We start from the raw sequence: 13,937 nt of genomic DNA on the forward strand, positions 1-13,937 counted from the left end.
CCTGCGCGGGCGGCTCCACTGCGGCTACAAGCGCCGGAGCAGGTCCCGCGCCTCGCTCTGTCCCTGCAGCGCCGCCAGCTCCAACCAGTGGCGGGCCTGATGCGACTCCAGAGTGCGAGGCTGGCAATAGAGGCGGCCCAGCTCGAGCTGGGCGGCGCCGTCGCCAGCACGCGCCGCCTGGCGCAGCAGTTCCACGCCGATACGACGGTCGCGGGTATTGTCGCAGTCACGGCAGAGCATTTGGCCAAGGCGGCTCTGAGCCTGCACCACACCCTGGCGGGCAGGCTGCTTGAGCAGGCGACCGGCAATGCGTTTCACGCTGGGGGCATGCCCCAGCCGCGGGCTGTCCAACAGCCAGGCGGCAACGCGAACAGGTACCTGGGCACGGACGGGAAGCGTATCGAGGGGTAAAGCGCGGGGCATAAAAGACGTAAAACGGGCTGCGGAACAGGCGCGCCACTCTACTCTTTTTAATTCACAGGTAAACCCCGCCCTACTCTCCTCTGGGCTGCTTGTGACAATCCACAGAAGCTGTGGATAACTTTGTGCGTAAGGTGGGAGAAATGCCCCCCAACGCCGATGGTATGGGGCCCCGAGTCAAACTGGTCATTTTTTCGCCACATCAAAAAAGTCCATATTTTTCATGTACTTAAAAAGTCTCCTACGACAATTGGAGGTTTTGTGCAAGCGCCAATATGCTGCTTGACAAGCTGCATCGCGATTGTGCACAAGTCCGTCGAGGGGCCTGCGAAAACGCCCTTTTAGAGGGCGCAAGCCAGGCTTCACAGGCCCTGCGGCCAGACAGACGGAGCGCCTGACTGCCGCACCAATAAAGCCCATGTCATGCTCCTGACATAAAACCGTGGGCGGCATGACCGGCCAAACCGGGTTTGGCAGGCCATGGCGCTTCGGGTTACCGTCACGACATTCTTCCGTCGATGGATAACGCCCATGCTCAGCCGCCGCACCAGGCTGCGACTGTCCATTGTTTTCACGCTGCTCGTGCTGTTCGTTGCCGCCGCTTATCTGGGCGGCAGCTACCTGCTGCAGCGCAATGGTGTCGAGAAACTCGATTGGCATGGCCTATCACTCTCCAGCTCAGGCCTGAACGTAAAGGACCTGCAACTGACACAACGCAGCAGCGCAGGCACTCTCGAGCTGCACAGTGAGGGGCTGCAACTGGCCTGGCGCGATTTCGGCTTCAGCCTGCCGTTCTGGCAGCACCTCGACATCGGCAGCCTGACGCTCACCTGGCTACCTGCAATTGACGAGCTCGAGCCAGACACGCCGCCAACTGACCTCGAACTGCAACGACTGGCTGCCCCACTGGCCCTGTTACCACGCAGCCTGAGGATCGAGCGACTTGCCGCCACCCTGCCCTGCGCCCGCGGACAATGCACCGCCACAGGCAACCTGAAGCTGCTGCGTGGCGAGGATGACCACCTGGCCGTTCAGCTCGATCTCCACCATCAGACGCAGGTAATCAACGGCTCGCTCACCCTGCGACCGCGCAACGACGCAATCGACCTGCAGCTGACCCTGGCCGTCGATCAACAACCGCAAGTGACCGTGAAGAGCAGCCTCGAACAGGCAGGTGACGGCCTGAACTGGAACGGCCAGCTCGACGCGACGCAACTCACCCAGGCAGCCGCCTTGCAAAGTTGGCTGAGCGCCTGGAGCGTGCCGGAGGGCACCCAGTGGCCCGGCGCGCCGGGAGAGGTCAGCCTGCAAGGCGCGTGGCAACTGACGCTGCCGTCGCGGGTAATGGATGTGGACAACCTGCTGGCTGCCAACGGCGAGGTCGACGTGCAGGGCAATCTGCCCCAACCCTGGCCTTTTCCCGGGCTTGGCCAGCTACGGGGCCAGCTGGCCCTGGCGGCGCACAATCAGGGGCAAAACTGGATCGCAACGCGCGTGGAAGCGGACCTGCAGCTCACCGAGCCGAATGCCGACTGGCTGAGTGCGCTACCACCGGAGCTGCGCAGCGAATCCCTGCGCGTACAGGTGCAGCCTGACACGCCACTCGACGGCCTGCGCAACGATCTGACCGGGCGCAGCCTGCCCCTTAAACTGACGCTGGCTTTGCGTGGCGCGACCCGCCTGGACCTGCAGGGCCGCCTGGCACTGGCGAGCTCCGCCCCCTGGGCCGTGCAGTTCGCCGAAACGCGCCTGACCACACGCACCGCCAGGGTGAACCAGGCTGGCTGGCAGGCCGGCGAGCTGAGCAGCGACCTCAAGCTGGCGGGCCATGCAGATGCCACTGCGGTGGGCCTGAGCATTGGCCAAGGCTCCCGGCTTCAGGCTGCAACCCTCAAAGGTGCCGACCTGAACGCACAGAAGCTGCAGATCGACCTCGGCGGTAGCGCCCTCGACCTCAAACTGCAGGACGGCGCCCTGCAGACCTGGCAGTTCGAGGGCCCGCTGAACCTCAGCACCGCACGCCTGGAACAGGCCAACCTCAAGCCACAGGGCTGGCGTTTGCAGAGCCAGCTAGCGGCGGCGGATATGGTCGGTACCCTGCGCGGCAAGCTGAGCAACGACAGCGAACTGCAACTGGACCTGGATGCAAGCCTCGACGCCAAACAGAACCTGCAGCTCAAGGCGACCCTCGGCGAACTGTTCCTGCGCTCCGGCAACCCGCTGGCCAAAACCCTGGTGCAGTGGCCCGAGTTGCTCGACCTCAACAGCGGTCGCCTGAATGCCGTCGCGAACCTGGCCCTGAGCGCTGGCAGCAACGCCCCGAGCGTTGACCTGAGCCTCACCGGCAAAGGCCTGGGCGGCATCTACGACCGCTCTGAACTCAGCGGCCTGGACACCAGCCTGCACGTCAAGCTGGCGCGCCAGCGCTTCGACCTGTACCTCCAGCAGCTGAAAATCCAGCAGGCCAATCCCGGCCTGCCGATCGGCCCGATTGAGGCCCGTATTCGCTACGGCGCGCCACTGGCCAGTGCAGCCAAGGGCACGCTGGAGGTGAACCTGGCGCAAGCCGCGCTGATGGGCGGGCAGGTCACCCTGACACCAGGGCGATGGGATCTCGCGGCCAGTAATCAATTGTTTCCCATCCAGATCCGCGGCCTGGAACTCCAGCAGCTTTTCACTCTCTACCCGGCAGAGGGCCTGGCCGGTAGCGGCACGCTGGATGGTGACCTGCCTGTGCGCCTGGGCCAGAACGGCATCGAGGTGGAAAAAGGCCATATCGCCGCCCGCCAACCCGGTGGACGCCTGCAGTTCAGCTCGGAGAAGATCAAGGCCCTGGGCCGCAGCAACCCGGCGATGCAGTTGGTGACGCAGTCCCTGGAGGACTTCAACTTCACCACCCTGAACAGCTCGGTCGACTATGATCAGCACGGCAAACTGCGCCTGGCCATGCGCCTGGAAGGCCAGAACCCGGCCATCGAGAATGGCCGGCCGATTCACTTCAACATCAACCTGGAGGAGGACATCCCCAACCTGCTCGCCAGCCTGCAGCTGACCGATCGGGTCAACGAGATCATCACGCGGCGCGTGCAGCAGCGAATGCTGCAACGCAATACCGCACCCAAGGAGCCTTGACGAGGAGAAGCGCCATGCGCTTGCGTAGTTGCATCACCGCCCTGCTGCTGGGGCTACTGAGCGTAGCCTGTACCCCGACGGTACAACTGGCGATGCCCAACGAGCCGATCAACATCAACCTGAATGTGAAGATCGAGCACGAGATCTATATCAAGGTGGATAAGGCACTGGACAGCATGTTCAGTGAATCCAGCGGACTGTTCTGAGGAAACCCAAATGAGCCTGATCAAACCCTTCGCCGGCCTGTTGCTGCTGCTCAGCCTGAGCCTGCCCGCTCACGCCATCAGCCTCAACGAGGCGATGTCCGCCCTGGGCGATGCCAAGGCCAGCGGCCAGCTCGGCGAGCTGCCCAGTGGTTACCTCGGCGTGGTCAAATCCGGCGGCCAGGCCGACGAGATCGCCAAGCTGATCAACGCCGCCCGCCGCGCCGAGTACCAGAAGCTCGCCCAGCAGAACGGCATCCAGCTCAGCGACGTGGAAACCATCGCCGGCCAGAAGGCCATCGACAAGACCCCGGCTGGGCAGTACATCCAGCAGCAAGGCCAGTGGCGCCGCAAGTAACCGCCAGGCGCGCCCGCAGCATGCTGCGGGCGTTCTGTGATGTTCCCCACGAAAACGCTACAGCCCGCGCCAGCTCTGCCCTATGGCGGAACTCGGCTGCGCCGGCCAAGTCTCACGTTCGCCATCGCCACTGATCAGAGGACGAGCGACATGAGCCTTATCGACTGCCCCGAGTGCCAGAACCGTATTTCCGACAAGGCTCACGCCTGCCCACAATGTGGCAATCCGATGAGCCAGCCGGCCGGCAATCGCTGGCTCTCGGAAAAGAACGTCGGTCAGGTCGCCGGCGCCACCACGGCATGGCTCACCGCACCCTGGATCGCCCGTATGGTTTTCGGCGTGGTGGCGATGATCTGCATCACCGTGATCATCGTTTCGCGCTGAGCCGCTTTCAGCGCCCGCTCAGAATCCGCGCGACATCCTTGGCGGCGCGCTCGATGGCGGCCTCGTCATAGGGCGCGAAGCCCATCACCAGCCCTGGCGCCTGAGGCTTCACGCAGTAACGCTGCAGGGGCATCACGTCGATACCGTCGCTGGCCAACCGCGCCTGAGCGTCCAACTCGTCGCCTGCATGCAAACGACACATCACGTCCAGCCCAGCCCGTATCGGCGGTACGTCGATAAGCCCTTCCCAGTGGCGCTCGGCCGCCTCGGCGAAGGCTTCGGCGCGGCTCGCGTACAGCTTGCGCATGCGCCGCAGGTGCCGGTCGAAGTGTCCCTGAGCGATGAAGTCGGCCAGCACTGCCTGGGACAGGCTATTGGCGTGCCGCGCAGTCAGCGAGACCAGCCGCGTGAAGCGTTCCACCAGCTGCGGCGGCAGCACCACGTAGGCCAGGCGCAGGGACGGAAACAGCAGCTTGCTGAAGGTGCCGGCGAGAATCACCGACGCATCGGCGCCAGCCATGCTGCGCAGCGCCGGAATGGGCTTGGCAATGAAGCGGTACTCGCTGTCGTAATCGTCCTCGAAGATATAGCTGCCGCTGTCGCTGGCCCAGCGCAACAACGCCAGACGCCGCGCCGGTGACAGCTCGCCGCCCAACGGCGCCTGGTGCGAGGGCGTGACATAGGCCATACGCGCGCGCGGCGCCATGCGTATGCCCTCCTCGACCTGCAAGCCTTCGCGGTCCACCGGCACATCGACCATGGCGACGCCGCTGGCCTTCATCAATTGCCGTGCGCCGGGGTAGCCGGGGTCTTCCATCCACACCGTGTCGCCGGGCTCGACCAACAGGCGCAGGGTCAGATCCAGCGCCTGTTGAACGCTGCCAAGCACGACGATGCGCTCGGCGCCTACCCGCACGCCGCGGGCAATCGACAGGTACTGGGCGATGGCACTGCGCAGCGCGGGCAAACCGGCCGGGTCGGCATCGAGCATGTCCAGCAGACGCGACGAGCGCAGGTGCGCCGTATGCAACTTGCGCCACAGGTCGATGGGGAACGCCAGGACGTCGCCACGGTGCGGAAAGAACGGGCGCAGGCCAGGCTGGGTGCCGCCACTCATGAAGACCGGTTTCTCGGCCTGCAGGCGCTGGGCCCACAGCGTATCCGGCGCCTCGCGCTGCTGCTCTGCCTCAGGCAGGACACGGCGCCGCACATAACCGGAATTCAGCGTAGCGTCCGGCAGTACCGCGCAGACCCGCGTGCCGTATCCGCTGCCGGTATCCAGATAACCCTCGGACTGCAGTTGCTGATAGGCCGCCTGAGCCGTACCGCGCGCCATACCGTAATGCTCGGCCAGCGCACGCGTACTTGGTAGCTGGCTGCCCGATGGCAGGCGACTGCTGAGAATCGCCTCACGCAGCGCGGTGTATAGCCAGCGCTGCAAGCTCTCACCCGGTTGCGGCGCGCCGAGCGGCAGTGATACCACCAACGGCCCCTGATTGTTGCCTGCCATTGTCCCCTCACTTGGATCAATCGATTTAACACTTTATGGATCAATACGCTGATCCACTTCAAGCAGAGAATCACCTCATCGCCACCCGCTGTGTCGAACCTGCCCCGCGCCGCGGCCAGGCAACCGCTTTCGAGGACTCTCAGATGAAACAACGCATTCTAGTGATCGGCACCGGCTTCGCCGGCCTGTGGAGCGCCCTCAGCGCGGCGCGCCTGCTCGACCTGCAAGCCCGCGACGATATCGAGGTGTGCGTGGTCGCAGCGAAGGCAGAGCTGCACGTACGCCCGCGTTTCTACGAGGCCGATGTGGCGCGCATGAGTGCGCCGCTCGACGAGCTGTTCGCCGTCGTCGGCGTGCGCTTCGTGCAGGGCTGGGTCAGCGCTATCGACAGCGCCAAGCAAACCGTGACGTATCGCGATAACAACCATGCAGAACAGCAACTGAGTTACAGCCGCCTGATTCTCGCCAGTGGCAGTCAGGTCAATCGCCCGCCCCTGAGCGGCATCGAACACGCCTTCGATGTCGACAGCCTGCAACACGCCGTCGCCCTGGAACGCCACCTGCACAGTCTGGGCGATCTGCCAGACAGCCCCGCGCGCAACACGGTGGTGGTCGCCGGCGGCGGTTTTACCGGGATTGAAACCGCTACCGAATTGCCGGCTCGCCTGCGGGCGATCCTCGGCGAACAGGCGGACATTCGCGTGATCGTGGTCGACCGTGGCGAGCGGATCGGCGCCAGCCTGGGTGCACAAGTGGCGCCGATCGTCGCCGAAGCCAGCGCCCAACAAGGCGTGACCTGGCACCTGGGCAGTTCGGTTCTGGCAGTGGACGCAGGCGGCGTGACCCTGGCGAGCGGCGAACGTATCGAGGCGCTGACAGTGATCTGGACGGTCGGCGTACAGGCTTCGCCGCTGACAGCCCAGCTGCCGGCCGAACGCGACGCCTAGGGCCGCCTGCATGTCGACCGCACCCTCAAGGTCAATGGACTGAACAATCTGTATGCCGCCGGCGATACCGCATTCGCAGCAGCCGACGACAACAGCAACCACGCCATGATGACCTGCCAGCATGCCATCGCACTGGGCCGCTCAGCCGGCAATAACGCAGCCGCCGACCTGCTCAGTATCGCGCCTACCGTCTACAGCCAGCCCAAGTACGTCACCTGCCTGGATCTTGGCGAATGGGGCGCGCTGTTTACCGAAGGCTGGGAGCGCCAGGTGGTGCTGACCGGCGCTGAAGGCAAGCAGCTGAAAACCCAGATCAACACCGAGTGGATCTACCCGCCAGCGGCCGTCCGCGAAACCGCCCTGGCGGCGGCCGACCCACTGATCCCCGTGGTGGCTTGAGCCATCAAGCGTACCCGTGACCGCGAGCTGGGCCGCTGCCATGCAAGCAGCCCAGCGTTGCACCACGATTTGAGCATTACCCCATTGCAGCAATCAGCGCATCTTGCTCTAATTTGCGACTAATTCTTATCTGCATTGAGGCGCGCAAACGCCAACGGGTATGTGCTCTCGATGACGCCTCTCGATCCCACCCTCCTGCATAACCTCTATGCCAGCCACCACGGCTGGCTGCAGCAGTTCCTGCGCCGTCGCCTGGGCAATAGCGCCGATGCCGCGGACCTGGTGCAAGACACCTTCGTGCGCCTGTTGCTGCGCCCATGCCGCTTCGACAGCCACAGCGGCGAGCGCTCGTATTTGGCGACCATCGCCCGCGGCCTGAGCATCGATCACTGGCGGCGCAAGCAACTGGAGCAGGCCTGGTTGAGTACACTCGCCAGCCGCCCGCAGGAACTGCAGCCTTCGCCCGAGCAAGCGGCACTGATCATCGAAACCCTGCACGAAGTGGACACCATGCTGCTGCGTTTACCGGAGCGGGTGCGCCAGGCGTTTCTGCTCGCGCAACTCGATGGCCTGCCGTACCGCGAGATCGCCGTGCAGCTCGGCGTGTCGGAGCGCATGGTCAAGAAGTACCTGGCTCAGGCGTTGTTGCACTGCGCCGTGCTGGAAGCCGAACTCGACGGTCTGCTGGTCGAGTGAACAGCATGAACGCTCGCCCCCACACGCTCAGCCACGCCAGCCTGCAGCAAGCCGCTGACTGGTACGTGTTGCTGCACGATGAGCAACCAGACAGCCATGTACACCAGCAATGGCAGCAGTGGCTGGAGCAGCACGGCGAGCATCGCGATGCCTGGCAGTATGTCGAACGCGTCAGCCAGCGCTTCAACCATCTGCAGCAGCAGGACGACGGGCAGGTCTTGCGCCGCGCGCTCGCCCAACCAGGCCGCTCCGCCATCACTCGCCGCCAGGGCCTGAAAAGCTTGCTGATCATCGGTGCCGGCAGCCTGCTGGGCTGGAGTACCTGGCGCAGTACGCCGTTGCCGCGCCTGGTCGCGGGCTGGACGGCCGATTTTGCCACCGGCACCGGTGAAGTGCGCGAAACCCGCCTGGTCGATGGCACCCGCCTGTGGCTGAACGCAGCCAGCGCAGTGGATGCCGACTTCAACAATGCCTTGCGCCTGTTGCACCTGCGCTTTGGCGAAGTGCTGATCGACACCGCGCGCGATGCACGACCGTTGTTTATCGACAGCCAGCACGGCCGCATGCAGGCTCTGGGCACCCGTTTCAGCGTGCGCCAGAACGACGAAGAAACCTGGCTGACGGTGTTCGACGGCACGGTAGAAGTCTGCACCGCAGGCAGCCGTGAAACCCGGCGTGTACCGGCCGGCCAGCAGCTCACCTTCAATGCGCAGAAGCTGGGTTCCGCAACGCCAGCCGCAGGCGCCCGCGAGTCGTGGACGCGCAACGTGCTGGCCGCGGAAGGCATGCCACTTGGGCAGTTGCTCGAGGAGCTGTCGCATTTCCGCCGCGGCCACCTGGGCTGCAACCCGGCGGTCGCGCGCTTACCCGTGATGGGTTACTTCCCGCTCAATGACAGCGAACAAAGCCTGCGCCTGCTGCAAGCCGCCCTGCCGATTCGCATCCAGCGGCTGACCGATTGGTGGGTGAGCGTCGAGCCAGTCAGTACCTGATTGAAGAATTAATTTATCTACGCGGTTCCCTTTCCTGAATCTCGCTCGGTAACCCCTGAGAAGCCAACCATTCGACCCACTTCAGGGGACATGCAATTGCCAGCCGCGCACGCTTTCCAATTCTCTCTACGCCCACTCGCCCTGGCACTGCCAATGGCGCTGTCCCTCGTCCCGACGCTGCTCATCGCCCGGCCGGTGGCAGCGCAGGAAAGCCAGGCGGTGCGCACCTACACCATCGCACCGGGGCCACTGGCGAGTGTGCTCAATCAATTCTCGGCGCAGGCTGGCATCTACCTCGCCGGCCATAGCGATCTGGCCAGCGGCAAGAACAGCCCTGGCCTGAACGGCAGCTACTCGGTAACCGCCGGGCTTGCGCTGGTGCTGCAGAACTCTGGCCTGGAGGCAGTCGACCAGGGCGGCGGGGGTTATGTGCTGCGCCCGCTGACCGTCAGCGGCGCAATGCAACTGGACAGCACCACCGTGTCTGGCAGCGCACTGACTAACGCCGAGCTGCCGGGCGAGCCGCTCGCCGGCTACGTAGCCTTGCGCAACACCAGCGCGACCAAGACCGACACTGCCCTGGTCGATACGCCGCAGTCGATCTCGGTGGTCACCCGCGACGAGCTGCGCAATCGCCAGTCGGAAACCCTTTCCCAGGCACTCAGCTATACACCGGGCGTCACCAGCCAGCCGACCAGTTTCAACCGCACGGCGGACCGTTTTCGTATCCGTGGCCTCGATGTCGAGTCAGCCACGGGCGGCTCGCTGCGCGATGGCCTGCGCCTGCAGAACAACTCTTATGACGGCATTCAGGAGCCCTATGGTCTGGAGCGTGTCGAGGTGATTCGTGGCGCGGCGTCGGTGCTCTACGGGCAGCTGTCGCCAGGCGGCATGATCAACGGTGTGAGCAAGCGGCCGACTCGAGAGCCGCTGCGCGAACTGAACCTGCAGGTGGGCCAGAACGACCGCAAGCAGCTGTCCGCTGACTTCAGCGGCCCGCTCGGTGAAAGCGATACGCTGAGCTATCGCCTGACGATGCTCAAGCGCGACAGCGACACGCCGCAGGATCACATCAACGACGACAAGCTCTATATCGCCCCGTCGCTGACCTGGCGACCGAATGACGACACCAGCCTGACCCTGCTGTCGTTCTACCAGAAGACCGACACCGGCTTCTCTGCGCCGCTGCCCTATCAGTTGGTCAAGGGTGTGGGCGACGCGACGTACCAGATTGGCCGCCACGACTTTATCGGCGAGCCCGGCTACAACGAGATGAAAGGCGAGATGTCGACGCTGGGTTACGAGTTCGAGCACCACTTCAACGAGCAGCTGCGCATCAACCACAAGCTGCGTTATTACCAAACCGAGGTGGAATGGAAGTACCTGCAGATACAAACCTCTGCCGCGGCCATCAATCAGGCAGCCACCACGGGCATCCTGCGGCGCCAGTACAGCGACCGCCACGAGCGCGCCCGCGGCCTGGCCAGCGACACCAATATCGAATCCAAATGGCAGCTTGGTGGCGCGGAGCACAGCGTTCTGCTGGGCTTCGATGCCTACGACATGACCTACGACTCGCACAACTTTCGAGGTGTCGCGCCAGCGCTTGACCTGAGCCGCTACAACTACGGGCAGCCCGTGGTGGTGAACAAGGACCGCAGCCTGGATCGCGGCTCACAGATCGACACCCTGCAAAAGGGCGTGTACCTGCAGGATCAGATAAATTTCGACGACCGCTGGGTTGCCGTGCTCGGCGTGCGCCACGACTGGGCCGACCAGGATCAGCGTCAGCATCGCAACGACGTTCGCACCAGCCAGGACAACGAGGCCACCACCTATCGCGCCGGCCTGGTGTACAAGTTCGATAACGGCCTGGCGCCTTACCTGAGCTACAGCGAATCATTTTTCCCGGTGTCGGTGGCCGTTGCCGGCGGGCAGAGCTTCGTGCCCACCGAAGGCAAACAATACGAGGCGGGGATTCGCTACCAGCCCGACGGCCGCAACCTGCTGCTCAGTGCGGCGGTTTTCGAGCTGACCCAGCAGAACGTGTTTAAGCAGAATCCTGCCACCAACATCGCTTCGCAGACTGGCGAAGTGCGCTCGCGCGGCTTCGAGGCGGAAGCCAAGGCGGATGTGACAGAGGACCTCAGCCTGATCGCCTCCTACGCCTATATCGATGCGCGCATCACAGAAAGCGTGATCCCCGGCGAAGTCGGCCAACGCAGTGAAGACACGCCCTATCACCAGGCAGCGCTGTGGTTGGACTACAACTTCATGCGCCTCAACCTGCCGCAGCTCACAGTTGGCGCCGGCGCCCGCTACAAGGGCACCACCCAGGCCTCCGAAATGGACTCGGCGATGCCCGCCTACACCCTGTTCGATGCCATGGTCAGCTACCAGCTCGACCCGAACTGGGGCGTCAGCCTCAACGCCAACAACCTCACCAACAAGCAGTACACCTACTGCGAGTTCGCCACCTGCACCTATGGCGACGAGCGCCAATTGGTCGGTTCGGTGAATTTCCGCTGGTAGAAAAACCAGGTCAGCCGCCCCATGTGCGGCTGACCTGGCTAGCGACAGAGCATGCTCTGCCGATCGACGGCCCCATGGCTCCTAGCCACACTCTGGGCACATTGGCGGCACCAACGTTTCTCTGGGGCGGGTTTCCCGCCAGGGCGGTGCTGAGCGTTAGCTACCGCTTGATCCATATGGGTGACTGGCGCGACTCGGTCGCAGCCAAGAACGAGGAAACGGGCTCGACCGGATCAACCCATCAGGTTCGGCGCTGGAAAACTCTGCTCTTAAAAGCAGAGCGGGTGGCTTTGAGTCTTGACGCAAGGCCGGCTAATGGGTGTCCCCTTTTTTGGGGTGTGGCGAGCAGGTGCACATGATTCGTCATCAGCACAAAAGCATGAATGGCGACTTGGTATTTTTTGGCCGCGTCGTTCAGAAAAGACAGGTAGACCTTGTAGTCCGCTTCATCGTAAAAGCAGGCCTCACGATTGTTGCCTCGTTGAATCACATGCTGGACGCATCCCGGAAAATAAAGACGGGGTAAACGGGCCATGGCGTGCTCTCCTCAGGATAGGGAAACCATAACTATCATGAGACGCCAAAATCAATGACTCTGACCCCATCGATTCCGTATCCGTACCAAAGCGCACAGAATCATCTGCACTTGAAAAACCTTTTGGAATTACAGCCTCTTTTGCACCTTGTGTCATTTACCATTAAGCGCTGCCAGCAGTTTCCTCTCTAGCGCCTGAGCATATTCGACATATTCGACAGCGCGAGGCTCCGCAGCAATAAGCTCTTTATCTCGCTGCAGAATATTCAACATTTTTTGCGTCAGCTGTAAATTCTTCGCCCAGACTGCCTCCGATAATTTTGAGGTTCCTTTTAGCAACTCGGCGTCATCCAGAAATCCTACCAGCACTTCCTTATCCAACTCGCGAACCACGACAGGCAATAATTCCGACGTATACATATCTTGCCTGACCGATCTGCAAAGGTCGCCGATCTCAAGCTCGTTTATCGGAGTGTCCAGAATCGACCTGTGCCATGACTCCAGCGCAGACTCATCAGAATCAGGCTCAACTTCCCACTTAAACCCATTACTCTCATCTATTTGACGAAATGTCTTTTTCATATACCCGCACCATTTAGAGAGTCAGAAATACGTTTTAAAGTATCCAAAGCTGCCTGTCGGGCCGCTTGCGCCTCTGGATTACTTACATTTTTAAGCGTTTCTGCATGGTTGGTAAGCCCTCTTATCTGCTCCTGCATTTCGTTCAAATGATCATAGTAACCACTGCCATTCTTCCGAGGAACTGGATCTCCAGCCATGTCTTTCAATGTACCTTCGATATCATGATCTTTGAAGTTTTTTATTATATTATCAATTCTAGCAACCGCTTTCTGCTCTCCCTGACTCAACTTAGTCGCAGAGCTTCCAGCCTCTTTTGCACCGTTTCCACTATACATATTCCCCGGGTTCAGCTGGTGCTCCGGAGTCTTATAGCTAGTGTCACCTTGCTGTGTATCCAGCTGACTTCCGCCTGTATGCGGCACGGTAACCACCGAACCGCCAGCATTATACCCCCCACTCGATGCATTCTCTAAACCAGATGAATCAGCACCAGGATTAACTAGCACACCATATTTAGGATCAAGTTGATGTATAGGAAATGCTACTGCAGTCCCAGCGACAAGCCACCATATTTGGGTCGAAACTACAACTTTATCTTTAGCCGCTACTCCCGCCTGGGTGACAGACTCCATTACATTGTTAGCCAACTGCTCCATATTATTCATGGATGCCGGGTTCGATGCAGCCATCGAAAGATATATAGCCAATCCACCTAAGACAGCAACGCCAACAGCCGCGTAATTGCTCTGCCCTGGATTACCTTGAGCGAATACATTAAGGCGATACACAAACCAAAAGGCTGCTTCAGGGTCACGTGCCGCAATATCAGCAACATGACCTGCAATAACCTCTCTTTGGGCTTCAGTTGCTTGACCAGGTATCTGATTGACAAAGTGACGTGCCGTTGCCAGTCGTTTCTCGGAGTTCCGATGACCTAAAACTCTGAGTACTTCATGCTTAACGACTGCTTGTTGTACATCTGAGAGCCCCTTGCCATTTGCAACGACGCCCGCTGCAATGAAAACCTTTGCAAGACCACTCAGTGCCTCTTCGCTACTATCACCATAATTTTCAGCTGCTTTAACCCAGCGCTCAAAAGTCTGTATAGGGTTCGCCACCGCCTCTACAGACGACTTGGTTACATACAGATCCGTACGCTCCTCATCATCCCGAGTAATCTCGTACGCACTGTTCACATCACGATTGAGGCCCTCTGTGGAGTCCTGCCCGGTCTGTACATCCCCGCG

The 13,937-nt window shown here is 61.7% G+C and carries 12 protein-coding genes and 1 pseudogene; 8 read left to right on the forward strand and 5 right to left on the reverse strand.

Features of this window, described 5'->3' with window-relative positions; all coding sequences use genetic code 11:
* Nucleotides 1–24 precede the first annotated feature (24 nt).
* The gene (locus tag QRN22_RS25700; RefSeq protein WP_042552125.1) at nucleotides 25–423 is read right to left on the reverse strand and encodes a tetratricopeptide repeat protein; all 399 of its coding nucleotides are present in this window, start codon (nucleotides 421–423) and stop codon (nucleotides 25–27) included.
* A 528-nt stretch (nucleotides 424–951) separates the two neighbouring features.
* Between QRN22_RS25700 and QRN22_RS25705 the strand changes: the two genes are divergently transcribed.
* From QRN22_RS25705 to QRN22_RS25720, 4 genes are all read left to right on the forward strand, one after another.
* Nucleotides 952–3,552, forward strand: a complete 2,601-nt coding sequence (locus QRN22_RS25705; protein ID WP_285404557.1) for an intermembrane phospholipid transport YdbH family protein — start codon at nucleotides 952–954, stop codon at nucleotides 3,550–3,552.
* A 14-nt stretch (nucleotides 3,553–3,566) separates the two neighbouring features.
* Nucleotides 3,567–3,758 (forward strand): YnbE family lipoprotein, encoded by a 192-nt coding sequence (locus QRN22_RS25710; RefSeq protein ID WP_042553186.1) that lies wholly within the window; start codon nucleotides 3,567–3,569, stop codon nucleotides 3,756–3,758.
* Between the two features lie 10 nt (nucleotides 3,759–3,768).
* Nucleotides 3,769–4,113, forward strand: a complete 345-nt coding sequence (locus QRN22_RS25715; protein ID WP_042553185.1) for a YdbL family probable chaperone protein — start codon at nucleotides 3,769–3,771, stop codon at nucleotides 4,111–4,113.
* A gap of 150 nt (nucleotides 4,114–4,263) precedes the next feature.
* Nucleotides 4,264–4,497, forward strand: coding sequence for a zinc ribbon domain-containing protein (locus tag QRN22_RS25720; protein WP_042553184.1), 234 nt, complete (start codon nucleotides 4,264–4,266; stop codon nucleotides 4,495–4,497).
* 7 nt (nucleotides 4,498–4,504) lie between these two features.
* On the opposite strand, the gene pdxR is transcribed toward QRN22_RS25720, so the two are convergent.
* Entirely contained in the window at nucleotides 4,505–6,007 is a 1,503-nt protein-coding gene (gene pdxR, locus QRN22_RS25725; RefSeq protein WP_042553183.1) for a MocR-like pyridoxine biosynthesis transcription factor PdxR, read from the reverse strand.
* 143 nt (nucleotides 6,008–6,150) lie between these two features.
* On the opposite strand from pdxR, the pseudogene QRN22_RS25730 reads away from it, so the two are divergent.
* The 4 genes and pseudogenes from QRN22_RS25730 (at nucleotide 6,151) to QRN22_RS25745 (ending at nucleotide 11,573) form a co-directional block, all read left to right on the forward strand.
* Nucleotides 6,151–7,353, forward strand: a pseudogene (locus tag QRN22_RS25730) (NAD(P)/FAD-dependent oxidoreductase).
* Nucleotides 7,354–7,524: 171 nt separating this feature from the next.
* Entirely contained in the window at nucleotides 7,525–8,049 is a 525-nt protein-coding gene (locus tag QRN22_RS25735; protein ID WP_042553182.1) for a sigma-70 family RNA polymerase sigma factor, read from the forward strand.
* A gap of 5 nt (nucleotides 8,050–8,054) precedes the next feature.
* Nucleotides 8,055–9,041: a FecR domain-containing protein gene (locus QRN22_RS25740; RefSeq protein WP_042553187.1), complete on the forward strand. Its 987-nt coding sequence runs from the start codon at nucleotides 8,055–8,057 to the stop codon at nucleotides 9,039–9,041.
* Between the two features lie 153 nt (nucleotides 9,042–9,194).
* Complete coding sequence (locus tag QRN22_RS25745) at nucleotides 9,195–11,573, forward strand: TonB-dependent siderophore receptor (protein WP_285404560.1); 2,379 nt, start codon at nucleotides 9,195–9,197, stop codon at nucleotides 11,571–11,573.
* Nucleotides 11,574–11,814: 241 nt separating this feature from the next.
* On the opposite strand, the gene QRN22_RS25750 is transcribed toward QRN22_RS25745, so the two are convergent.
* The 3 genes from QRN22_RS25750 to QRN22_RS25760 all read right to left on the reverse strand — a co-directional run.
* Complete coding sequence (locus tag QRN22_RS25750; protein ID WP_231570196.1) at nucleotides 11,815–12,108, reverse strand: transposase; 294 nt, start codon at nucleotides 12,106–12,108, stop codon at nucleotides 11,815–11,817.
* A 153-nt stretch (nucleotides 12,109–12,261) separates the two neighbouring features.
* Entirely contained in the window at nucleotides 12,262–12,690 is a 429-nt protein-coding gene (locus QRN22_RS25755) for a contact-dependent growth inhibition system immunity protein (protein ID WP_052493826.1), read from the reverse strand.
* A partial coding sequence (locus QRN22_RS25760) for a polymorphic toxin type 28 domain-containing protein (RefSeq protein WP_285404563.1) occupies nucleotides 12,687–13,937 on the reverse strand: 1,251 nt, incomplete at its 5' end. The genes QRN22_RS25760 and QRN22_RS25755, both read right to left, overlap by 4 nt.

Origin of the sequence: Pseudomonas sp. MEJ086 (assembly GCF_030209025.1) — a bacterium.
GTDB lineage: Bacteria > Pseudomonadota > Gammaproteobacteria > Pseudomonadales > Pseudomonadaceae > Aquipseudomonas > Aquipseudomonas fulva_A.